Consider the following 22,808-nt stretch of genomic DNA (forward strand, 5'->3'; position numbering starts at 1 on the left):
GTGGCCGAGGAACGTCCGCAGCAGCCAGAGGCACCGAAGCAGCCGATCAAGCTGCGCAGCCTCGCCCCTGAATTCAGCGGCCAGCACGGGATCTACGTGTGGCACCTTGAAGAGGCGGTCCTCGACAAGAGGAACCGCGACATCGCCCTCACCGGCCGCTACGGAGCCGGCAAGTCCAGCGTGCTCGACAACTTTCAGAAGAAGCACGACAAAGACACTATCCGCATCAGTATCAACACCATTGGCCCGGATGATGACGACGAGGACCTGACCAACCGGATCCAGAAGGAACTGGTCAAACAACTCGTCTACCGGCTGACACCAGGGAAGATCCGTCGATCCCGGTTCGCCCGCCCCAAACCCGTGACCAAGTTCAGGGCGTTCCTGCACGCCCTCTTTGTCAGTGTTGTGGGTCTGGGGCTTCTGTGGGTGCTGGGGGTGCGTTCCGGGCCCGGCTGGCCGGACGCCGCAGCGGACTTGCCCGGGTACCTCGTACGGGCTGGAATGCTTTTCGGCCTTGTTCTGGCGTCGCTGTGGGCGGCACGGTGGATCATCGGCGACCGGATCGTTTCGGAGGTCACGACTGCCGGCACGAAAATCGCCCTGGGCGAAGGCCCGACCACCTACTTTGACAGCTTTCTCGACGAGATCGTTGCCTTCTTTGACACCGTCAAGCCGAAGTTCGTGATCTTCGAAGATCTGGACCGCTTCGAGGATCCGCAGATCTTCGACTCGCTCCGGGAACTGAACACCCTCGTCAATGCTTCCGCGAACCGGCAGGCGGGGAACGAGCCTCTTCGGTTCATCTACGCGATCAAGGACAGCCTGTTCGAGCAGCTCGGAACGGATCCGGAATCCAAAGACGAAAAAGATGAAGAAGAGAAGCTCAAGGACGGCGAGGAGCTGGTAAAACTCGGTCTTGCCGAGAACGTCGTGTCACGTCCTCTCCTGGACTTGATCGCACGGCACACCACCGACATGCGTCTGATGAAGAACATCTGCAACGAGTTCGTGGTGTTCGCTGAGCATCTGCTGTGGAAGAAGAAGAACCGTGCGCCGGGCATGACGGCGGACCATCTCTTCGCACTTGTCGCGTACAAAAACTTCCACCTCGCTGACTTCGAGGCAATCTCGCAGCGCACCAGCACCCTCGATAAGCTCGAACAGCTCCATCGCGACGAGGTCAGGACCCTTATCGAGGGTCTGCAGGAGCAGCGGCGCAAGCGGATGAGGACCGAGGAGCAGCGCGATCGGAAAGAAGCCACCGCAGTGGAGTTGGGGGGCAGGCTTCGCGATCTCAAGGACATGTTCCCTTCCCCGAACGGCTATTCATACTCGTCCGTCATGGTCGATGACCAGGGCTACGGGTTTAATGCCGTCGACACAGTGGAATTCTGGGAGCGCGTGGCCAAGTCGAAGTCCTTCTCTCTCGTGCAGAACCGCGGGGCTACGGTGACGCCCTCTGCAGGACAGATCGGCCGCGTCTTTCCAGAGGTCATGAGTTCCGCGCAATGGTTGGATCCCGATCCCGCCGAATCTGCCCGCCTGCTTCGTCAATACGACCAGGACATCGCGGGGTTGCGAGGTGCGGACTTCGCCGGACTGGCCAGCTACGAAGGCGTACCGAAGGGGCGAATCAGGTTCGATCAGCGCATCACCGAGGTACTTGAGTCAGAGCTGGCGCGCGATCTCGTGCGGCGGGGTTTCATCACGCGCAACTACGCTGAGTACTCCGCGATCTTCTACGGCAAGTACGTCGGCGTCGACGTGGCGTTCTTCTACAACCACAGTGTCCAGCCGAACGAGATGTACCTCGACTACGAGTTCACGTCGGAAAAGGCCATGAGCAACCTGCTTGAGCAGGTGCCGGCGGACTTCATGAGCACCGTAAGTGCTCTGAACCTCCAAGTCGCGTCCTACTTGCTCAATGAAAAACCAGAAGACGCGAAGAAACTTGTCGCGTACGTCGTCATGCATGACGGCAAGGACGTCCATGCATTCATGGATGCCTTCCTCAACACACCTGACGCCCCTCGCGAGCTCCTCATCCAACAACTGACAGAGCACCCGTGGCCCGATGTCTTCGAGTACGTCGCGAAGCACCCTGGCATCCCGGACGAAGAGACGCGGCTGAAGCTGTTCGACACGGCGCTCCTGAACGCGCTGAGTATCGACGTCTATGAGATCGGCAATTCCTCGAGGGCGCTGCTCGAGTCTTCCTATCAGCGTCTCACCGCCCTCAGTCAGAGTCAGACTGCAGCACAGACTGAGCGGGTCTTCGAAATCCTCGAGGCGGTGGAGCTGGTGGTCACGGACCTTAGTGGCCTGAGCACGCCGCTCCGGGACCGTATCGTGGCAGCGCACAGGTACAAGCTCAGCTCACCAAACCTGCAGATGGCACTCGGGATCGACGTAGACCCGACGCTCGACGAGGTGCGCCAAAAGCAGAGCGTGTGGGAGTTCTGCAATAAGCGCATCGGGGACTACATCGCTTCAATGGATGCCATCGGGCCGATCGTGCTCACGGAGTCCGTGCTGGTCGATGTCATCAACGAGCAGCACGAGTCATGGACCGAGGACCAGCTGCGCGAAGTGATTGAGCAGAGCTCCGCTCTCGCCACGATCCAAAAGATCGAGGCTGTCCCGCAGCTGACCTGGCCTTTGATCGTGGATGCGGGCCTCCTGGCTCCGACGGTCACCAACGTCTGGGCTTACGTGCAGGCTCACGGGTTGACGAGCAGCTGCCTGGACTTCTGACCACGGGGGGGTCGATACGGTCGAACTGCGGGACGTCGAGAAGGTTCCAGACGAGGACCGTGACGTCCTCGCGGTCCGCGTGCTGAATGCTTCGACGCATCTGACGGCGCAGGCCAGGGTACAGCTCGTCAAGCAGCTGAATCTTGAGTCCGCGGTTGAGCCCGCCGAGATTACTCCGAATCCCGACCAGCGTCGAGGAGCCGGTCGTGGAGCAGCCGCTCAGCACCCGTGACGCGATGATGGAGAGGCTCAAAGCTATCTGGAGGTCATGAAGGAGCGGAGCAGGCAACGCGCTGAAGCGCTCGAACATGAAGCTCTCAAACCCACTGTCGAGGTGGAGAGGTCCTCAGCATCCGCTCCGGCCGAACCCGCAGCCGGCGCATCCGCTATGGCCGCGGAACAGGAACAGGTTGACACAGTCGTGGTCAAGGAAACCACCGTTACCGCTTCGGCTCGGGAGCAATCGCCGTCGGAGCAGCCTTATGTGTCAGCCTTGGCGAACACCCGGATAAAGTCCGAGCGGTCCCAGAAGATTGTCGACGCCGTCGCTGTCTGGGAGCCGGATGCTGTTGCAGCGCTCGAGCGTGGTGAGCGTCTGGATGAGTCGACGATTCCCCACGGCATCGGTCCGAAGTTCCTGGAGAGCCAGGGACCTGGACTGCACCCCGAGGTACGTGCGCAGCTTCAGGCGCGTGAGCTCAAGAAAGACCAGATACGAATCCTATATACCCAGATCCACGAGATTCGCGAAAAGCGAGTTGAGCTTGGTCAGCCGGCGAACGAATCGCAGTGGAAGCTCTGGGGTGAAGTCGAGACCGAGCGGATCCGTGAGGATACGAGAGTCAGCCGCAGGGCGCGCCTGCAGAGCGAACTTGCCGACGGCTTCTACGAGTCGAACACGGCTGCCAACACTGCCGAGGTCGGTAGACAGCAGAAGGCTCTATCGGATGTTACTGCCCAGATCGAGCAGAGGAAGGACGCTTACTTGGCGAGGCTTTATGCAAAGAATCCTGAGCTGAAGCCGTATTCGCTGCGCAGTCGGTTGAGGTGCCGAGCGCTAGGGCCAGCTTCAGCTCCCTGGACGAACAATCTGCGGTACGGCCTGGATAGCATCTGTTGCCGATTCAACAATGGCGATTTCCTCATTCGCCGTCGTAATCATGACCCCGCGGACGGGCAGGCTATTTACTACCGTCCGGATCAGCAACGCAACGGCTATTGCCAGCGACAGTTGTGCCGAGATCGCCGGTATACACCTGAAGAACCAATCCATCCGGTCCGAAGCCGTTGGTTATGATGAGCTTGTTCGTGGCCGTCGACTGATCAAAGACCTTCACGTCGTACCCGCGGGACTTATAGAACGCCTCGACCTTTTGCCTTAGCATCTCGCGCTCGGTGTCGCCAAGGGGCCCTCTGGTCCTGGATCCGCCGAATTCTTTGCCGCTTCCGGTTCTCTGGAAGTTGCAGTAGCCACCTGCCGGAACATCCTTATTGGTCCAATCACCCGGCGCCATCGCTTGGATCTCATCGAGTAGTCCGAAGAACTCCGCGCTGGCTGCTTCTGGCGTCATTGTCGTTCCTTCTCCGCTGCTGGGAAGATCGCTTGTTGAATTCGATTGCGAAGATGAGGGAGTCGCCGTTCCGTCATTGCCCGGTGTTGTGGAGAAGCATCCGGACGCGAGCAGAAGGACCGAGCAGGCCGTGAAAACGGTTGCCGTCATTCTTCGTCTGTTCAGCAATTCTGGTTCCTTCATTTGTTATGCACCACGGGTTTTCCTGAGTTCGTCAGACTATCTGTCAGGCCGAGTGAGGCGTTGGCTTGGTTGATGCTGGACTCGGTACCTACGGAAGCGTATCCAAGTTTGCCTTCTGCCTGGAGCCAGCCGTGGTTCTCGGTTGGTAATGCTGACACTTCGTTTTCGGCAGTCCCGGTCCCATCGGCTCCGAGCTGCGTCGCACCATAACCGGGTAGGGGCACTGTGAACGATGGTCCACCCTGAGGAGCCTGGAACGTCTGCGTGTGGAAGCCTTGAATACGTTCTCTGCCTACGTTTCCAATTTCGGAGACATTGTCGACGGTGAACTTGGTCTGGTAGACATCTGCCCCGGGGTTGAGGTGAAAGTCCTTTACGCCTGACACTCCCTGCAGAACGCCAATATCAGCGTTGAGATTGACGCTGTCGACAGCTACGCCCTCCACAGCTGCAGCTTGGGCCGTCAACGTGCCATAGGACAAGCCAGAGATGTTATTTCTGGCAACGTTTCCAAGGCTGTCCTGAACGGCCGCGAGAGCGTTGATGTCTTTCCTCAGGAACGACCCACCTGTCCTGGCATTGGTGTCGTCAAAGACACCTGCAGCTGATGCAGGTTCAAAAGCTAACCATCCCACCACTGCCAGCCGTGGCGGGTTTCCTGCCGGGGTCGAACTCAGCTCGGCAATGCGGTATTGCTCTCCGTATTGGCCGTCGGCGGCCCGGACTAGATCTGGCATGCTCGTGGCCACCGTTGTATCGACACCCGGGACTTGGTATGTCGTAACTTTGGCCGCATCGAGATCTCCGACGCTGATAGCAGCGCCGGGCTGTTCAAGATTGAGGCTGATCAGTTGCTTCTCAATACCACTGCGACCGGGCTCCAAGGCACTTTTGATGCCTCTGAGTCGGTCGAGGTAGCCCGGTGTGTTCAACCACGTTGGCGGAGTTGGGTGGGTCCCCTTGGCTGTCTCGTGCACGAAGACGTCGAATTCCTTCAGCATCTGCGTCAGCACTAACTGGTTGGCTTGATTTCTTGCAGTGTAGGAAACCCCTTGCAGATTTCCGATGATTGACGGGAACGTATTGATGAGGAGTTTCTGGGTTTCGCCGGGAGTAACTTTGCCGGTGCCGGTATCTACTGTGTGGCCGAGGCTGGTCCACCACGCTGCTGTCACGGCAGGGTTGTATTCCTGCTGTTGCAGTAGTCCCTGGAGTCGGGCTTTGTTCGCTGGTGCGGCGAGCCATGTTTTCAGCTGCGCGGCGTTCAGGGTCGCGAGGTCGTTCAAGCCCACTTGGCTTGGTGCTGTGTACTGGATGAAGAGGCCGTTGAGCATGCTGTCCGCTATAGCGCCACTGCCGGCTGTTTCGAATGCGGTGGCGACCTGCTCTATCCAATCGGCGTCTGCTGCGTTGGCGGCGAGGAGCTGCTCAAAGCCGGCGACAAATGATTCAGTCTCGATGTTCACCCAGGAGCACGATGCTGTGAAGCTGCTCCAGGCATTTTTGACGCTGCTGAAGTGTGAGTTCAGGGTGTTCGTGGCAGTCCGGGACACTGACGCGAAGCCGCGCAGCTTGCCTGGATCTGCTGAGGTGGTTCCGGTTCCTGGTCCGCCGGCGAACCGGGGCCGTTCCCGCGGAGAAAACACAGCTGAGACAGGCGGTGCCGGGACCGGTGTACTCTCGGGCATCGGGTCAAGGACCATGGTGGCGAGTGTCGCGGATGCTTTCGCGATGTCACCGGAGAGCAGGTGCTGTTTGCGGATGTTGTCGCGCTGCTGCCAGGCATCCATGTTCTTTTGCCGGGCTTTCTCTTGCTGTGCCCTGTGCTTGGCGTCGCGAACGTCGTCCGCCAGAACTGCCAGAACACCTGAGAGCTTGCCGCGATCATCGGACCTGATGCCGCAGGCGTCCTCGAACAAACGTGCGTAGCCGCCGTTGAAGTCCTGCACTGCCTGCTCCACGGCTCCGTACAGGAAGCCACCCTCGGCACGCAGAACCTCGTCGGCGGCGTTCGCAGCACTGATCAGCGCATCGGCTGCGCCGTCATCAAAAGCAATTCCCATGCCTGCCCCCAACCAGAACAATAAATCCAACGACTAGCATAACCGCTGTTTGCGCGGTTGGGAGTTTAAGGCGCCAGCCGACTTTAGGGTGGGTGTATGCCAGAGGACGCCAAGAAGCATAGGTTCCTTACGACGGAGCAGGTTGCCGAGGAACTGAATGTGTCAGTGAACCAGATCCGGGCCTTGCTCAAGTCAGGCGATCTGCGGGGTATCCAGGTTGTAGGCCGGAACGTCTGGCGCATTGCTGCCACCGATGTGGAGAGCTACATCGCTGAGGCGTGCAGGGTCACTGCAGAGCGGATCGCCGCCGGCGAACTGCCTGAGTAAAAGTCTTGCTGATGCGAGGCATGAAAGCCTGGGTTCGATATAGCAGGAGCGCGATGCTGCGCTGAAAATGATCGAGTCGTTATTCCCGGGCGATTTTCACATTCCGCTGGATTCACCCAACAACAAAGAGGAGTGGAAGATCGGAGGCGAACCCATGCTGTCTCTCGGCAAAGCCAACGACCTCTTCGTCTCTCTCAATGTCAAGACGGCTAAGGCGCTGTACGACTCTTTGTCCGATCTCTCGCACCCTTCATCATGGCCCTCGCCCTTCAATCGGTAGCTGTGGAGGTAGAAGGTGTGACATTCAGGACCTATCCTCCGGTCGCCGAAGTCCTCGACTACCAGGCCCGTTTGGGCTGCCTGATACTTTACAAAGCTGCTCACACCTTCGCGGGCTACCACGGCCTCAATACTGACACCCTCGAGCGATGGGCGGAAACAGCTCCGGGGCACTGGTTTGGTCCGACGGACAAAGCAGAAGACTAACCGGACACTGTATAAAGGGGACTTGATATGGACGTCCTGGCGACGGTAATTGCCATTCTCGGTGGCGTAACGGGTCTTTCCGGCTTCATCATCTCTTTACAAGCGGATCGTCGCGCTACGCGGGCCGACAAGCGTGCGGCCGCATCAGACCAGAGGGCGATTCGGGCCGAAGAGGAAGGCGCACGCGCAAGAAAACGGGAACTGTGGAGCGAAGTCATCAGTGCCATGCAGGACGTTGTGGGCGCCAACGTTCTTGCCCAGGATCTCCGACCGGTTCTCGTGCGGGTTCGTTCCTCCATGATGGAGCTCGTTGATGGCGTCACCAGCGACCATTACAGGCGCCTGGATAAGTGGATGAGCGTCGAGCACAAAGTGATCAACGGACTGCTCGAGCAGACGATGCTGAAACTGAGCGGAAGCGGTCACACCGTGAAGCAAATAGAAGATGCCCATCATCCGCCGAACGAGTGGGCCGCGATGTTCATCAACAATCTCCGGGTAGCCCGGAAGCTGGAACCAAGCCCCGAAGTCGAAACCAGCAGCGACAGAACGTGGTTGAGTTCCGCTTCAACGTCTAGAGTGCCAAGTCCACACAAATGGCCGCCTTGAACAGCAGTTCCTGGCGGCCATGTGCTTTAAAACAACGGCCACGGAACTGCAGACGATTCTCCGCTGGGCGCTGGGAACTGCCCAACAGAGCGCAAGCGGTCGGAGCGCAACGCCAATGCTTCGACTTCTTCGGCACTGAGCAGCCCCGCGAGTTGTTGACCCAGCTCGCCCCGGAGCCCGTCGCGGACACGATCCAGTCCGGCGAGTTCATCTGCGTTCAGCGCGTCCCCAATCCACCCCCACAGCACGGTGCGCAGCTTGTGGTCCTGGTGAAAGGTGAGCCCATGGTCCACGCCGTGCCGGTGTCCGTCAGCCATGGCAAGAATGTGGTCACCCTTGCGGTCGGCGTTGTTCACCACGACGTCGAACACCGCTGTGCGCCTGAGTGCCGGCGTATCTTCGTGGACCAGCGCAACGGTCCGTCCGTTCTCGTCCTGGCCTTCGAGAACACGCTTCCAACCCGTCTCCGGCACTGAATCCGCAGCCACCAGATCCACGGCGTTTTGGGCCGGGTCCTGGTCCTGCCACAGTTGCACCATTCCTTCGCCCAGTGGGCCATCGCGCAGCCACGTGCGGGGAACGACGCCCCACCCGAAGGTCTCCGAGACCAGAAAAGCGGCCACCTCACGGTGAGCCAGGGTCCCGCTGGGAAAATCCCAGAGCGGACTTTCGCCTGCTATCGGCTTGTAGACGACCGCAACCTCGCCGATGCTGCCCAGGAACGTGGCGTTGGATGCCGTCGTGATGCGTCCGGTGAGGGTGAGCTCCGCGGTCAGCAGGTCCGGCGTCGGCATCAGAGCCCGGGGGAGGGGCAGACGTGACCTTCGGCATCCATCGGGTTGCCACACAGCGGGCACAGAGGACGGCCGGCGTCCACGATCTCCCGGGTGCGCTTGGCGAACGCACGGGCTGTTCCTACCGGCATCCGTACCAGCAGCATTTCGCGGTCGGAAGCATCATCCAGGTCCAGCGCATCATCGTCTTCGTCATCGAGCTCGGAGATGGGATAGGCCTCGATCACCACCTGGGCCGTGGTGGGGTCCCAACCCAGGCTGATGGCTCCGGTACGGAACTGCTCCTGGACGGGCTCCAACGGATCATTGTCCACCAGCTCTATGGGAGTGCCCGTGGGAACACTGAAGGGATTGCCTCCCACCGTGATGAGCTGGTCGAGAATCTCGTCGATTTTCTCGGCCAGGAGAGCCGACTGCTGCTTCTCCATGGCGATACTTACGATCTGTTTCCCTGCGCGCACCTGCAGGTAGAACGTGCGCGCGCCCGGAAGGCCGATCGTACCGATCACTACCCGATCGGGCCAAGCAAACTCGTGAACACGTGTAGGCATGTCAATATTCTAGGCAGAGGACGCTCAGGGCGTCGTGTGCCCGGCGCCGCCGCCCACGGGGGCATCCCCCGAGGGCGCGCTCCGGGAGAGCCAGGAAAGATCGCCGGCCACGGTGTTGGTCGCGACGACGGCAGGCCGGGGGGAGCCGTAGCGGACGATCGATACCGAGGCGGGGTCAACGCTGAGGCGCTGGAAGAGGTCAAGGTGCATTCCCAGCGCATCGGCGAGTATGGACTTGATGACGTCGCCATGGCTGACCGCCACCCATACGGACTCCGGGCCGTGTTCGGCTTCGAAGGCTGCATCGTGGCGCCTGATGGCTGCTACTGAGCGGGCCTGCATGGCGGCCATCGACTCGCCGCCGGGAAAGACGGCTGCGGATGGTTGGGATTGTACGACCTGCCACAGGTCCTCGGTTGCGAGTTCACTGAGCCTGCGTCCCTGCCACTGGCCGTAATCACACTCGGTGAGCGCAGGTTCGATCGGGGAGTACGGCTTGATGGCCTGGCGGTCAATGATGAGTTCGGCAGTCTGCCGGCAACGTTCAAGGGGGCTCGACACCACCCCGACCAATGGCACCGACGCAAGCCGGTCTCCGGTGACGGCTGCCTGGTCGCGCCCGATCGCGTCGAGGCTGACTCCGGGAGCCCGCCCGGCCAGGAGTCCGGAGGCATTGGCTGTGGTGCGTCCGTGCCGCACGAGGATAACTGTCGCCATTCCCTTAGCCTAACTACACGCCCGACGGCGGTCGGTCGCCAGCCCGGCACCGGCGAAGATCATTCCTGTCCTGCTGTCAGACAGCGAATGCTACCACCGAGTAGCGTTTGACTTGAAATTCCCGGCAGTTTAGGCATGTAGAGGTTGCGGAACGGTTACAGTTTGGCCATCAAGTCCCAACATCCGGACGCAATGTGGGTAGGCTTACACTCACATGTAGGCAACGTCACAGTAGGAAACTGTGCTTGTGCCTGGGGGGAATCACGAATTTCCCCTCCTCAACTCCACGACTCATAGGAGGCGGAATGCGTTTCTCGCGCACTTCCAAAGCTCTAGGCGTAGCGGCGATCATCGCCCTCGCAGCCACCGGTTGCGGTGGCGGCGGTAGCAACAACTCCGGTTCATCCGCAGGCGACCCCAACAAGGTCATCATTGCTGACGGCTCTGAGCCGCAGCGCCCGCTCATGCCGGCAGACATCAACGAGGTCGGCGGTGGAAAGATTGCCACGCTGATCTTCTCGGGCCTTGTCAGCTACGACCCGTCCGGTAAGCCCGTCAACGAGCTGGCGGAGTCCATCGAGGCGCCTGACGCCAAGAACTTCACCATCAAGCTGAAGAAGGACCAGAAGTTCACCAACGGCGAAGCCATCACGGCCAAGACGTTCGTTGACTCGTGGAACTTCGGTGCAGCAGCAAAGAACGCGCAGCTCAGCGCCACGTTCTTCGAAAGCATCAAGGGTTACGACGAGACCAGCGCCGAAGGTTCCACGGTGGCGACCATGTCCGGCCTCAAGGTCGTTGACGACACCACCTTCACCGTTGAGCTCAAGCAGCCCGAGTCTGACTGGCCGCTGCGCCTCGGTTACACGGCCTTCATGCCCGTTCCGGCAGCAGCTCTTGCTGATCCCAAGACCTACGGCGAAAAGCCTGTAGGCAACGGCCCGTACAAGATGGCAGAGAACGGCTGGCAGCACAACGTGCAGATCCAGCTGGTCCCGAACGCCGACTACAACGGTCCGCGCAAGGCCAAGAACGGTGGCGTGACGTTCAAGATCTTCCAGAACGACGACGCTGCATACCAGGACCTGCTGTCCAACAACCTGGACATCCTGCAGACCATCCCCACCAGCGCACTGAAGAACTTCAAGACCGACCTCGGCGATCGCTTCATCGAGAAGCCGTACGCGGGCAACCAGACCATTGCCATCCCGGAATACCTTCCGGAGTGGAGTGGCGAAGCCGGCAAGCTGCGCCGCCAGGCCATCTCCATGGCCATCAACCGCGATGAGATCACCAAGGTCATCTTCAGCGGCGGTCGCCAGCCGGCCAAGGACTTCACCGCTCCCGTCCTGGACGGTTACAGCGACAGCATCCCCGGTTCTGACAACTTGAAGTTCGACGCCACCAAGGCCAAGGACCTCTGGGCCAAGGCAGACGCCATCCAGAAGTGGGATCCGAACACCGTCTTCACCGTTGCATACAACGCTGACAAGGGTGGCCACAAGGCTTGGGTTGAGGCTATGACCAACCAGCTCAAGAACAACCTCGGCATCAAGGCCGAAGGCCTTCCGTTCGCCACCTTCAAGGAAGCCCGCGATCTCGCGACCTCGGCGAAGCTGACCGGTTCGATCCGTGCCGGCTGGCAGGCAGACTACCCGTCGCTGTACAACTTCCTCGGACCGATCTACAAGACCGGTGCAGGCTCCAACGATGCCCGCTACGCGAACCCCGAGTTCGACAAGGCTATCTCCGATGGCCTGTCCGCCCCGAGCGTTTCCGACGGCAACAAGGCAATGAACAAGGCGCAGGAAATCCTTCTCAAGGACCTGCCTGCCATCCCGCTGTGGTACCAAGTAGCACAGGGTGGCTGGAGCACCGGCGTCTCGAATGTTGACTACGGCTGGGACGGCGTCCCGCTCTACTACAACATCACCGGCAAGTAAGCGCGATTCGGCGGCGGAAGTGCTCAGTTGAGCACCTCCGCCGCCTTATCTCGTTGCAAATCAATGACGCCCAACTCTGGTTGGGCGTCCTTGTGCAGGCCTACACTGCCTTGGCATGGAACGTTTGCACATCAGACGAAAAGGTTCTTTGATGAACAACTCCGCTGCACCCCAGCCCCGGGTGCCTGCTGATCGGGGTGTGGTGAGCTGATGGCCACCTATATCCTTAAACGATTCCTCCAGCTGATTCCCGTATTCCTGGGAGCGACACTGCTGGTTTATTTCCTGGTCTTCAGCCTGCCTGGCGACCCCATTGCTGCTCTCTTCGGTGACAAACCCGTCAACGAAGCGGTCGCGGCCAAGCTGCGTGCCCAGTACAACCTGGACCAGCCCTTCATTGTTCAATACCTGCTCTACCTCAAGAGCATCTTCACGTTCGACCTCGGCCAGGACTTCTCCGGCCGGCCGATCGCAGCCGTACTTGGCGAGGTCTTCCCCGTGACAGCACGCCTCGCCGTCATGGCCCTGATTTTTGAAGCCGTCTTCGGCATCGCCTTCGGCTTGGTCGCAGGTCTTCGCAAGGGCAAGCTTTTCGACGGCACCGTGTTGATCGCATCCCTGATCGTCATTGGTATCCCGATCTTCGTGCTCGGCTTCATCCTGCAGTTCTTCATTGGCGTGCAACTGGGGTGGGCCAAACCCACGGTCAGTGCGGCGGCTACGGTTCAAGACCTGATCCTGCCGGCCATCGTTCTTGGCCTGGCGTCATTCGCTTACGTTCTGCGGCTTACCCGCACCAGCGTCATCGAGAACATGAATGCCGACTACGTCCGGACCGCGACGGCCAAGGGCCTGTCCCGCTTCCGGGTCATCAATGTGCATATTCTCCGCAACTCGCTCATCCCGGTGGTGACCTTCCTGGGAGCCGACCTCGGCACACTGATGGGTGGAGCAATCGTCACGGAAGGCATCTTCAACGTCCCCGGTGTGGGTAACCGTTTGTATCGTGCCGTCCTGTCCGGTGAAGGCCCAACCGTGGTCAGCATCGTCACAGTGCTGGTGTTGATCTACTGTCTCTCCAACCTGCTCGTTGACCTTCTGTATGCCTGGCTTGATCCGAGGATCCGTTATGACTCCTGAAAATAACCTCACTGGGCAGGACACCGCCCCGCGCCACATCGAGCACTTCGTTGCCGATCTTGAAGAAACGCCCCTCCAGGCGACCGACAAGGTCAAGGAAGACTCCGCGCCTTCGAGCCTCTGGGGCGAAGCGTGGAAGAACCTGCGCAAGCAGCCGCTGTTCATCATCTCGGCGATCATGATCCTGGCTGTCGTGGTTGTATCGCTCTTCCCGGGCCTGTTCTCGCAGATCGATCCCACGTCCGAGGCCTGCCAGCTGTCCAACTCCGATGGCGGGCCCGCTTCCGGGCACCCGCTCGGGTTTACCCAGCAGGGCTGTGACGTTTATGCCCGCGTCATCTTCGGCACCCGTTCCTCGGTGACTGTTGGCCTGTTCACCACCATCGGCGTCGTTCTTTTTGGCGGCATCATTGGTGCGCTGGCCGGTTATTACGGTGGCTGGGCTGACGCCCTGCTGGCGCGCCTGACGGACATCTTCTTCGCCTTGCCGCTTATCCTCGGCGCCATTGTCATGATGCAGCTGCCCGTGTTCCGTGCGAACCGCACGGTGTGGACGTTGGTACTGATTTTGATCGTCTTCGGCTGGCCGCAGATTGCCCGCATCACCCGTGGCGCAGTGATTGAAGTCAGGAATGCCGACTTTGTGGTCGCTGCCCGCTCGCTGGGTGTTTCCAAGTTCCGTTCGTTGTTGCGCCACGTGCTCCCCAACTCGTTGGCTCCGATCATCGTTGTGGCAACCATCTCGCTGGGCACGTTCATCGTGGCCGAATCCACGCTGTCCTTCCTCGGCATCGGGCTCCCACCGAGCGTTATGTCGTGGGGTAACGACATCCAGGCGGCGCAGGCATCGTTGCGTTCCAACCCGATGCCTTTGCTCTACCCGGCTATTGCCCTGTCGATTACAGTCTTGAGCTTCATCATGCTCGGCGATGCCCTGCGTGATGCCCTCGACCCCAAAGCGCGTAAGCGATGAAAGGCGAAGCCATGAACTCTTCAGTTCACATCCAGGAAGAAGTCGCCGGCCCCCAGCGTCCCCTTCTGGAGATCAAGAACCTCGCGATCAACTTCGCCACCAGCACTGGTGAGGTCAACGCCGTCAGGAATGCGCACCTCACGGTGATGCCCGGTGAAACTGTGGCCATCGTGGGCGAATCAGGTTCGGGGAAGTCGACGTCGGCCCTCGCCGCCATCGGTTTGCTGCCGGGGAACGGCCGCGTAGCCGGCGGCGAGATCCTCTTTGACGGAGAGGACATTGCCCACGCCAGCGAGAAGCGGATGATCGAACTCCGCGGCAACTCCATTGGAATGGTGCCGCAGGACCCGATGTCCAACCTCAACCCGGTGTGGAAGATCGGTTTCCAGGTCAAGGAGACCTTGAAAGCCAACGGTCTTCCGTCCGGCCCCGAGGATGTTGCCAAGGTTCTGTCCGAGGCCGGCCTGCCTGACGCAGCCCGCCGCGCCAAGCAGTACCCGCACGAGTTCTCGGGCGGCATGCGCCAGCGCGCGCTGATCGCCATCGGCCTTTCCTGCCAGCCGCGCCTGCTGATCGCGGATGAGCCGACGTCGGCCCTTGACGTGACGGTACAGCGCCAGATCCTGGACCACTTGGACAAGATGACGTCCGAGCTGGGTACGGCTGTCCTCCTCATCACCCACGACCTCGGCCTGGCGGCCGAGCGGGCGGACAAAGTAGTGGTCATGTACAAGGGCCAGGTTGTGGAATCAGGTCCGTCCCTCGAGCTGCTCCGCAACCCGCGGCACCCTTACACCAAGCGACTGGTGTCCTCAGCGCCCTCCCTGGCTTCCCGCCGTATCCAGGTCGCCAAGGAACAGGGTGTCGAGTCCGACGAGCTGCTGGCCCCCACGGAACCCGTGGTGGTCGAGTCGGCACTTCCCGAGGAAGTGCTGAAGGTTGAGGACCTGACCAAGGTCTTCAAGCTCCGTGGAGGCATTGGCAAGACCACTGATTTCACGGCTGTTGACTCAGTCTCGTTCTCCGTTCGCCGCGGTACCACCACCGCGATTGTGGGGGAGTCCGGCTCGGGCAAGTCCACTGTTGCCCAGATGGTGCTGAACCTGCTGGAACCGACGTCCGGAAAGATCATTTTCGACGGCGTCGACACCTCCACGCTGAACAGCCGGGACTTGTTCAAGTTCCGCCGCCGGGTGCAGCCCATCTTCCAGGACCCGTACGGCTCCCTCGATCCGATGTACAACATCTTCCGGACCATCGAAGAGCCGTTGCGCACCCACAAGATCGGCACCAAGGCCAGCCGGGAGAAGAAGGTCCGTGAGCTTCTGGACCAGGTGGCCTTGCCGCAGTCGACCATGCGTCGCTACCCGAATGAACTCTCCGGCGGTCAGCGCCAGCGTATTGCGATTGCGCGAGCACTGGCCTTGGACCCCGAAGTGATCATCTGCGATGAGGCCGTCTCCGCTTTGGACGTGCTGGTGCAGGCCCAGGTCCTGAACCTGTTGGCAGAGCTCCAGGACAACCTGGGCCTGACCTACCTGTTCATCACCCACGACCTCGCCGTTGTGCGGCAGATCGCGGACCACGTCTGCGTGATGCAGAAGGGCAAGCTGGTGGAAACGGGCAGCACGGACGACGTCTTCGACAACCCCCGTGAGGCGTACACCCAAGCCCTGCTGGATGCCATCCCCGGTGGTTCGCTGCTTCTGCCGCCCGAGGTGGCCTGACCCGGCGTCGAACACAAATAAAGCCGCATATAGCAAGAGCCGGTGGTTTCCCCAAAGGAAACCACCGGCTCTTGCCGTTTAAGCTGCCTGCAGGCCGCTACTGTGCTGGCGTCGCGGTTTCACTGTCAGGACGCGCGGTCAGGCCCAACGCGGCGAGTTCGCGGGCCAGGACGGCCCCCAGCTTGGCGTGTCCTGCGGGTTTCAGATGGACGCCGTCCTGGAGATCTCCCACCGCGTTGTACCGGGTGAGCCAGTCGCCGGCGCTGACGAACGGTATGCCGTGTTTTGCCGCGATCCTGCCTACGAGCGCGTCCACTTCGGTGCGTCGGGCGCCGCCGTTACTGGCGCCGCGGGCGAGGGTACCGATCATGGCGAGCTTGGAGCCTGGGTAGCGCTTGGTCAACGCCGCCAGCAGCCGTTCGGCATTGCCGGTGATCTGGGCGTCCGTTGCCCGCTGGGTGGCGTCGTTGCCGCCGCCCTCGATGACGATCAGGGGAGGCTCGCCATAGGGGAGTACCCAGTCGCCACGCTGGAGTGCGTCAATGTAGTTCCCCGTCTTGCCGTTCGAAGCAACATAGCCCGTCCCGCCCATGCCCACGACATGCAGCTTGTATCCCAGGGCAGCAATGCCCTGCTGCGGCCAGGAGTCCTTGGGCATGGCCTGCGAGTCTCCGATCAGTACCGCCGTGTGGCGTACGTCGGCCAGCACCAGTTCATTGCGGTTGTTCGTGGGGTTCTTGTACAGGGAACCGACAGGCAGGTTCAGTGCGGTGGGGGAGGGCGCGGACCGCAGGGGTTTTTCCGCGGCGGACGTTTGTGCCGGCCCGGGCGCGGCTGATCGCGTTGAGACGGGTTCGGGTGGTGTTTGGTTCTGTCCGCAGCCCACCGAAAGAACGCCGACGGCGATCAATGGTGCGAGCATGCGGAACGTTGCCGGGGCTTTGCGCATCGTAGGTCTCCGTGTGGCACTGGTTCTGCTGCAATCATGGGGCACGAACGCCGGAAAATCCAGCAAGTGGACGTGTGGTTACTAAACAGTGATGTGCTGTGAGCAAGGCCACATCCCAGCCGCTGATGGCTTGCTTTTTAGGCGCATAAATGCTTCTGCGTTTAGACTTGCTTTAGGTGCCCTGTGTCCCGGGGTCTTTTCGCTGTGTGTTCCGATCAAGTCGATCAGGTATGCGCGCGGATACAAACAGCTGACTTCACCACTGAATCGAGTCATTAACGCATGTCTGAAACCATCACCAACACTGCGTCGCGGAGCGATCTGCGCAACGTCGCGATCGTCGCACACGTTGACCACGGTAAGACCACCCTGGTCGACGCCATGCTCAAGCAGACCAACTCCTTCGCTTCCCATGGTGAGGTTGAGGACCGTGTCATGGACTCCGGTGACCTGGAGCGCGAAAAGGGCATCACCATCCTCGCGAAGAACACCACGGTTGCCTACAACGGCCCGTCGTCCAATGGCGAGACCATCACCATCAACGTCATTGACACCCCCGGCCACGCCGACTTCGGTGGCGAGGTTGAGCGCGGTCTGTCCATGGTTGACGGCGTCGTCCTGCTGGTCGACTCCTCCGAGGGCCCGCTGCCCCAGACCCGCTTCGTGCTCCGCAAGGCCCTTGCAGCGCACCTGCCCGTCATCCTGCTGGTCAACAAGACCGACCGTCCCGACGCCCGCATCGACGAGGTTGTCCATGAGTCCATGGACCTCCTCCTGGGCCTGGCTTCGGACCTCGCGGACGAAGTTCCGGACCTGGACCTGGACAAGGTCCTCGAAGTTCCCGTTGTTTACGCTGCCGCCAAGGTTGGCCGCGCATCCCTGGACCAGCCCGCCAACGGCTCGGCACCGGAGAACGAGGACCTCGAGCCCCTCTTCAAGACCATCATCGAGCACATCCCGGCTCCGACGTACAACCCGGACGGCGTGCTGCAGGCCCACGTGACCAACCTGGACGCCTCGCCGTTCCTTGGCCGCCTCGCCCTGCTCCGCATCTACAACGGCACGCTCCGCAAGGGCCAGACCGTTGCCTGGGCACGTGCCAACGGCGAGCTCAAGAACGTGAAGATCACCGAGCTCCTGGCAACCCAGGCGCTCACCCGCGTCCCCGCCGAGTCGGCTGGTCCGGGCGAGATCGTCGCTGTGGCCGGTATCGAGGAGATCACCATCGGTGAAACCCTCACGGATGCCGAGAACCCGCAGCCGCTGCCGCTGATCACCGTGGACGATCCCGCGATCTCCATGACCATCGGTATCAACACCTCGCCGCTGGCCGGCAAGGTCAAGGGCGCCAAGGTCACGGCCCGCCAGGTGAAGGATCGCCTGGACAAGGAACTGATCGGTAACGTCTCCATCAAGGTCCTCCCCACCGAGCGTCCCGACGCCTGGGAAGTCCAGGGCCGTGGCGAGCTGGCACTGGCCATCCTCGTCGAGCAGATGCGTCGTGAAGGCTTCGAGCTCACCGTTGGCAAGCCGCAGGTAGTCACCAAGACCATCGACGGCAAGGTCCACGAGCCGATGGAACACATGACCATCGACGTGCCCGAAGAGTACCTTGGCGCTGTTACGCAGCTCATGGCAGCCCGTAAGGGCCGCATGACCAACATGGCCAACCACGGTACGGGCTGGTGCCGCATGGAGTTCATCGTGCCTGCACGTGGCCTCATTGGCTTCCGCACCAAGTTCCTCACGGACACCCGTGGTGCCGGTATCGCCGCGTCCATCTCCGAGGGCTACGAGCCGTGGGCCGGCCCGATCGAGTACCGCACCAACGGTTCCATGATCGCCGACCGCGCCGGTGTTGTTACCCCGTTCGCCATGATCAACCTGCAGGAGCGCGGTTCCTTCTTCGTGAAGCCCACCTCCGAGGTTTACGAAGGCATGATCGTCGGCGAGAACTCCCGCGCAGATGACATGGACGTCAACATCACCAAGGAAAAGAAGCTCACCAACATGCGTGCGGCTTCCTCCGACACCTTCGAGAACCTGACGCCGCCGCGCGACCTCACCCTCGAAGAGTCCCTCGAATTCGCCCGTGAAGACGAGTGCGTCGAGGTCACCCCGGATGCCATCCGTATCCGTAAGGTCATCCTGGACTCCAACGAGCGCGCGAAGGCCAACCGCGCCCGCGCCAAGTCCTAGCCTGTACTGGCCTGAACCAGCCAGGAACAGCTGAATGAAGAGAGGAGTCGCCGGTGCGGCCCGTGGCATTGCCACGGCCGTCCCGGCGGCTCTTTTCGTTGCCGCGGCAGGAACCGCCCTGCACCGTCAAAGCGCGCTCTGGTCCGGCGTCGAGGTCCCGTGGGGAGTCGCCGCGGCCCTGGTGCTTCTGGCGTCCGTTCAGTTGTGGCTGGCCGCTTGGACGCGCTCGATAGCCCCAACGGCGGTAGCCGGCGTGGTGAGCTATGCCGCCGTCGGCGTCCTGTCCTCTGCGGGCGCGGCCAAGCAACTGGTCCTGGGCGACGCCGTCGGAAACGTGTGGGTCTTCGGCATCGGCGCAGTGACAATGATCATGCTGGTGGTTGTCAGTCGCCTGCGATTCGGGAAGCCCGCCGCGGCGGTGGCGGCGGAACCTCTTTCGCGGCGATGACCATCGCCAGGGGAATCTCGACGTCGGACGTCCGGGTCCGCACGGTGCAGCTGCTGTCGCTGCTTCTCAATACGTAGCCCAGCGCGTCCGTTAAGCCGTCTTCGATCCTGTAGCGCACCACGACCCGGATTCCCGGCTCTGCGCTGCGAAGGAACTGTCCGGGTGGCAAATGCGGCGAAGTCACGGATTCATACTAAGACGCGGGCTAGGTTGGCGTCGGCGCACTGTTGGATAATAGGCTCGGAAGTTGAGTGCCCGGCATGATGCCGGCCGTATTACCCCGGTCATCACCGGGACAAACTGTGGAGAGGTCTGGGACGTGACGTACGTAATCGCGCAGCCGTGTGTGGATGTCAAGGACAAGGCATGTATTGAAGAATGCCCTGTCGACTGCATTTACGAAGGTGAGCGTTCCCTCTATATCCACCCCGATGAATGCGTCGACTGTGGTGCCTGTGAACCGGTATGCCCTGTTGAGGCCATCTACTACGAGGATGACACCCCCGAAGAGTGGGCCGACTACTACAAGGCCAACGTCGAGTTCTTCGACGACCTCGGTTCGCCGGGTGGAGCTGCGAAGGTCGGTAACACGGGCAAGGACCACCCCTTCATTGCCGCACTGCCCCCGCAGAACCAAGACCACTAAGGGCGGTAGTTTCGTTGATTTCCGCGGCGCCGGCTTTCGGCCTGAACCTGCCTGACTACCCGTGGGAGGCCATGGCGCCCTACGTTGCCACCGCCTCCAAGCACTCTGGTGGCGTGGTGAATCTCTCCATCGGCACGCCGGTGGATCCCACACCTGGATTGATTCGCGAGGCCTTGGCCAACGCATCGGACGCGCACGGCTACCCGACCGTCCACGGCACTGAGGCATTGCGTCAAGCTGTGGTGGACTGGTTTGCAAGCAGGCGCGGCGTACCGGGGCTGGATCCGAAGGATGTCATGCCGACGGTGGGCTCGAAGGAGTTGGTGGCCTGGCTGCCGTTCCTCCTCGGTTTGGGCGCCGGGGATGTCGTTATGCGCCCTACGGTTGCTTACCCGACCTATGACATTGGAGCCTCGCTGGCCGGTGCCACGGCAGTTGCCGCGGATGACCTCGAGGCACTGGACCCCGCCACCCGTGCGAAGGTACGGCTGATCTGGATCAATTCGCCGGGTAACCCCACTGGAAGCGTCCGCGACGTTGAGTCGCTGCGCCGGATCGTGGCACAAGCCCGCGAGATTGGCGCCGTGGTGGCTTCCGATGAATGCTATGCCGAACTCGGCTGGGGCGAATGGGACGCCCAGCGCGGGGGAGAGGCTGTACCGAGCATCCTGGATCCCCGTGTTACCGGCGGTTCCACGGACGGTCTGCTGTGCGTGTACTCCTTGAGCAAGCAGTCGAACCTAGCCGGGTACCGTGCGGCCTTTGTCGCCGGCGACTCAGCAATCATGGCCAACCTGGTGAACAGCCGGAAGCACGCCGGCATGATCGTTCCCTACCCCGTCCAGGAAGCCATGCGGGTGGCACTGGGGGATGCCGGCCATGTCCTGGCCCAAAAAGATCTGTACCGTGGCCGCCGCGAAAGGCTGGTCCCGGCGCTGGAGAAGTTCGGTTTGCAGATCCAGGAATCCAAGGCCGGACTGTACCTGTGGTCCACTGCGGGAGAACCAACGTGGGACACCGTGGCGCGGTTCGCGGAGCTGGGCATCGTGGTGGGGCCGGGTGTTTTCTACGGAGACGCTGGAAGCGGCTTTATCCGTGTAGCGCTCACGGGCAGCGACGAACGTATTGATGCCGCCGTCGAGCGCTTGGGTACAGGCTCATAACAAAGCTGTGACTTGCGCCACTTATAGCGCTATTCCGCCAGTAACCGGACGGCACGGATTAGTTCCGCAGGGTTACTGGCGGTAGCTTTTTAACTGACTATCAATGGTGGCCTTCTCTAAGAAAGCACTTCGGCCGTTGGAGCCCTGCAACAGTAGGGCCGAAGGCGGCGACACCAGAAGTTGGTTGGACAAGCGTTCGATAGAGGCCCAAAGGCCTCATGAAGGGGACTCCATGACTGAGACCACCAGCGCGACACTGCGCCATGCCGGCGGCGAACTCGAACTGCCGCGCATCAAGGTTGTAGAAGGAAACGAAGGCTACGACGTTTCCAAGCTGCTGAAGCAGACGGGCGCCGTCGCCTATGACCCCGGCTTCATGAACACAGCGGCCACCACCTCGGCCATTACCTACATCGACGGCGACGCAGGCATCCTGCGTTACCGCGGTTACCCGATTGAGCAGCTCGCGCAGCACTCGAGCTTCCTCGAAGTTTCCTACCTGCTGATCTACGGGAACCTCCCCACTCCCACGGAGCTGGAAGAGTTCGACCAGAAGATCCGCCGCCACACGCTCCTGCACGAAGAACTCAAGGGCTTCTTCGGCGGGTTCCCGCGCGACGCCCACCCCATGCCGGTGCTTTCCTCGGCCGTTTCCGCGCTGTCCACGTTCTACCAGGACTCGCTGGACCCCTTTAACGCGGAGCACGTGGAAGTTTCCACCATCCGGCTCATGGCCAAGCTCCCGGTCATCGCCGCTTACGCGCACAAGAAGTCCATTGGCCAGCCGATGCTGTACCCGGACAACTCCATGAACCTGGTGGAGAACTTCCTGCGTCTGAGCTTCGGCCTTCCGGCCGAGCAGTATGAAATGGACCCGGTGGTCGTCAAGGCCCTGGACCTCCTGCTCATCCTGCACGCCGACCACGAGCAGAACTGTTCCACGTCCACCGTGCGCCTGGTGGGTTCGTCCAACGCGAACCTCTTCGCCTCGGTGTCCGCCGGCATCAACGCCCTCTTCGGTCCCGCCCACGGTGGTGCCAACGAGGCCGTGCTGAAGATGCTCCGCCAGATCCAGGCCGACGGCATCAAGCCCGAGGATTACATGGAGAAGGTCAAGAACAAGGAAGACGGCGTCCGCCTCATGGGCTTCGGACACCGTGTCTACAAAAACTACGACCCCCGCGCCAAGATCATCAAGGCAACGGCACACGAAGTTCTTGGCAAGCTCGGCGGCAACGACGAACTCCTGGACATCGCCATGCGCCTTGAAGAGAAGGCCCTTGCGGATGACTACTTCATCCAGCGCAAGCTGTACCCGAACGTCGACTTCTACACCGGCCTGATCTACAAGGCCATGGGTTTCCCGGAGAAGATGTTCACTGTTCTGTTCGCCATCGGCCGCCTCCCGGGCTGGATTGCCCAGTGGCGCGAAATGATCAACGATCCCCAGACCAAGATCGGCCGTCCGCGGCAGCTCTACACAGGGGAGCCGGAGCGCAACTACCCGGCTAACTAGTACAAAGCCAGTAACGACGGCGGCCGCCCACCTCGCGCGAGGTGGG

The 22,808-nt window shown here is 61.2% G+C and carries 19 protein-coding genes; 14 read left to right on the forward strand and 5 right to left on the reverse strand.

Annotated elements, in window-relative coordinates:
- Both ACNQOP_RS15455 and ACNQOP_RS15460 read left to right on the forward strand, forming a co-directional pair.
- Nucleotides 1-2,757 (forward strand): hypothetical protein, encoded by a 2,757-nt coding sequence (locus ACNQOP_RS15455; protein WP_416404999.1) that lies wholly within the window; start codon nt 1-3, stop codon nt 2,755-2,757.
- Between the two features lie 268 nt (nt 2,758-3,025).
- Nucleotides 3,026-4,054, forward strand: coding sequence for a hypothetical protein (locus ACNQOP_RS15460; RefSeq protein ID WP_416405000.1), 1,029 nt, complete (start codon nt 3,026-3,028; stop codon nt 4,052-4,054).
- A gap of 453 nt (nt 4,055-4,507) precedes the next feature.
- Here the strand turns inward: ACNQOP_RS15460 and ACNQOP_RS15465 are convergent, their stop codons facing one another.
- Nucleotides 4,508-6,574, reverse strand: a complete 2,067-nt coding sequence (locus ACNQOP_RS15465; protein WP_416405001.1) for an alpha/beta hydrolase — start codon at nt 6,572-6,574, stop codon at nt 4,508-4,510.
- A 96-nt stretch (nt 6,575-6,670) separates the two neighbouring features.
- On the opposite strand from ACNQOP_RS15465, the gene ACNQOP_RS15470 reads away from it, so the two are divergent.
- The 3 genes from ACNQOP_RS15470 (at nt 6,671) to ACNQOP_RS15480 (ending at nt 7,996) form a co-directional block, all read left to right on the forward strand.
- Entirely contained in the window at nt 6,671-6,901 is a 231-nt protein-coding gene (locus ACNQOP_RS15470) for a helix-turn-helix domain-containing protein (RefSeq protein WP_416405002.1), read from the forward strand.
- 297 nt (nt 6,902-7,198) lie between these two features.
- A complete protein-coding gene (locus ACNQOP_RS15475; protein ID WP_416405003.1) occupies nt 7,199-7,387 on the forward strand; it encodes a hypothetical protein in 189 nt (62 codons plus the stop codon).
- Between the two features lie 27 nt (nt 7,388-7,414).
- Nucleotides 7,415-7,996: a hypothetical protein gene (locus tag ACNQOP_RS15480; protein ID WP_416405004.1), complete on the forward strand. Its 582-nt coding sequence runs from the start codon at nt 7,415-7,417 to the stop codon at nt 7,994-7,996.
- 26 nt (nt 7,997-8,022) lie between these two features.
- Here ACNQOP_RS15480 and ACNQOP_RS15485 read toward each other — a convergent pair whose 3' ends face one another.
- Genes ACNQOP_RS15485 through ACNQOP_RS15495 form a run of 3 tightly spaced genes read right to left on the reverse strand, consistent with a single transcriptional unit; the run spans nt 8,023 to nt 10,058 of the window.
- Nucleotides 8,023-8,790, reverse strand: coding sequence for an SCO1664 family protein (locus ACNQOP_RS15485; RefSeq protein ID WP_416405005.1), 768 nt, complete (start codon nt 8,788-8,790; stop codon nt 8,023-8,025).
- The gene (locus tag ACNQOP_RS15490; RefSeq protein WP_257371179.1) at nt 8,790-9,341 is read right to left on the reverse strand and encodes a DUF3090 domain-containing protein; all 552 of its coding nucleotides are present in this window, start codon (nt 9,339-9,341) and stop codon (nt 8,790-8,792) included. The genes ACNQOP_RS15485 and ACNQOP_RS15490 overlap by 1 nt, the downstream gene beginning before the upstream one ends.
- 24 nt (nt 9,342-9,365) lie before the next feature.
- Entirely contained in the window at nt 9,366-10,058 is a 693-nt protein-coding gene (locus ACNQOP_RS15495; protein WP_416405006.1) for a histidine phosphatase family protein, read from the reverse strand.
- Between the two features lie 305 nt (nt 10,059-10,363).
- On the opposite strand from ACNQOP_RS15495, the gene ACNQOP_RS15500 reads away from it, so the two are divergent.
- From ACNQOP_RS15500 to ACNQOP_RS15515, 4 genes are all read left to right on the forward strand, one after another.
- Nucleotides 10,364-12,001, forward strand: a complete 1,638-nt coding sequence (locus ACNQOP_RS15500; protein ID WP_349472006.1) for an ABC transporter substrate-binding protein — start codon at nt 10,364-10,366, stop codon at nt 11,999-12,001.
- A gap of 210 nt (nt 12,002-12,211) precedes the next feature.
- On the forward strand, nt 12,212-13,141 hold the full coding sequence (locus ACNQOP_RS15505; RefSeq protein WP_235516911.1) for an ABC transporter permease: 930 nt from the start codon (nt 12,212-12,214) through the stop codon (nt 13,139-13,141).
- The gene (locus ACNQOP_RS15510; RefSeq protein ID WP_257371177.1) at nt 13,131-14,114 is read left to right on the forward strand and encodes an ABC transporter permease; all 984 of its coding nucleotides are present in this window, start codon (nt 13,131-13,133) and stop codon (nt 14,112-14,114) included. Before ACNQOP_RS15505 ends, ACNQOP_RS15510 begins: the two co-directional genes overlap by 11 nt.
- An 11-nt stretch (nt 14,115-14,125) precedes the next feature.
- Nucleotides 14,126-15,841 carry an ABC transporter ATP-binding protein gene (locus tag ACNQOP_RS15515; RefSeq protein WP_416405007.1) on the forward strand — a complete coding sequence of 572 codons (1,716 nt, stop codon included), beginning with the start codon at nt 14,126-14,128 and terminating at the stop codon, nt 15,839-15,841.
- A 97-nt stretch (nt 15,842-15,938) separates the two neighbouring features.
- Here the strand turns inward: ACNQOP_RS15515 and ACNQOP_RS15520 are convergent, their stop codons facing one another.
- On the reverse strand, nt 15,939-16,790 hold the full coding sequence (locus ACNQOP_RS15520) for an SGNH/GDSL hydrolase family protein (protein WP_416405008.1): 852 nt from the start codon (nt 16,788-16,790) through the stop codon (nt 15,939-15,941).
- Between the two features lie 282 nt (nt 16,791-17,072).
- On the opposite strand from ACNQOP_RS15520, the gene typA reads away from it, so the two are divergent.
- The 5 genes from typA to ACNQOP_RS15545 all read left to right on the forward strand — a co-directional run bounded on the left by typA (nt 17,073) and on the right by ACNQOP_RS15545 (nt 22,762).
- Nucleotides 17,073-18,989: a translational GTPase TypA gene (gene typA / locus ACNQOP_RS15525; protein WP_257371175.1), complete on the forward strand. Its 1,917-nt coding sequence runs from the start codon at nt 17,073-17,075 to the stop codon at nt 18,987-18,989.
- Between the two features lie 34 nt (nt 18,990-19,023).
- Complete coding sequence (locus ACNQOP_RS15530; RefSeq protein ID WP_235516901.1) at nt 19,024-19,437, forward strand: hypothetical protein; 414 nt, start codon at nt 19,024-19,026, stop codon at nt 19,435-19,437.
- A gap of 319 nt (nt 19,438-19,756) precedes the next feature.
- Nucleotides 19,757-20,083, forward strand: a complete 327-nt coding sequence (gene fdxA / locus ACNQOP_RS15535) for a ferredoxin (RefSeq protein ID WP_211711286.1) — start codon at nt 19,757-19,759, stop codon at nt 20,081-20,083.
- 14 nt (nt 20,084-20,097) lie between these two features.
- On the forward strand, nt 20,098-21,246 hold the full coding sequence (gene dapC, locus ACNQOP_RS15540; RefSeq protein ID WP_416405009.1) for a succinyldiaminopimelate transaminase: 1,149 nt from the start codon (nt 20,098-20,100) through the stop codon (nt 21,244-21,246).
- 232 nt (nt 21,247-21,478) lie between these two features.
- Nucleotides 21,479-22,762 carry a citrate synthase gene (locus tag ACNQOP_RS15545; protein ID WP_024817462.1) on the forward strand — a complete coding sequence of 428 codons (1,284 nt, stop codon included), beginning with the start codon at nt 21,479-21,481 and terminating at the stop codon, nt 22,760-22,762.
- Nucleotides 22,763-22,808 lie beyond the last annotated feature (46 nt).

This window comes from Arthrobacter sp. LFS091 (assembly GCF_047977885.1).
Classification (GTDB): Bacteria; Actinomycetota; Actinomycetes; order Actinomycetales; family Micrococcaceae; genus Arthrobacter.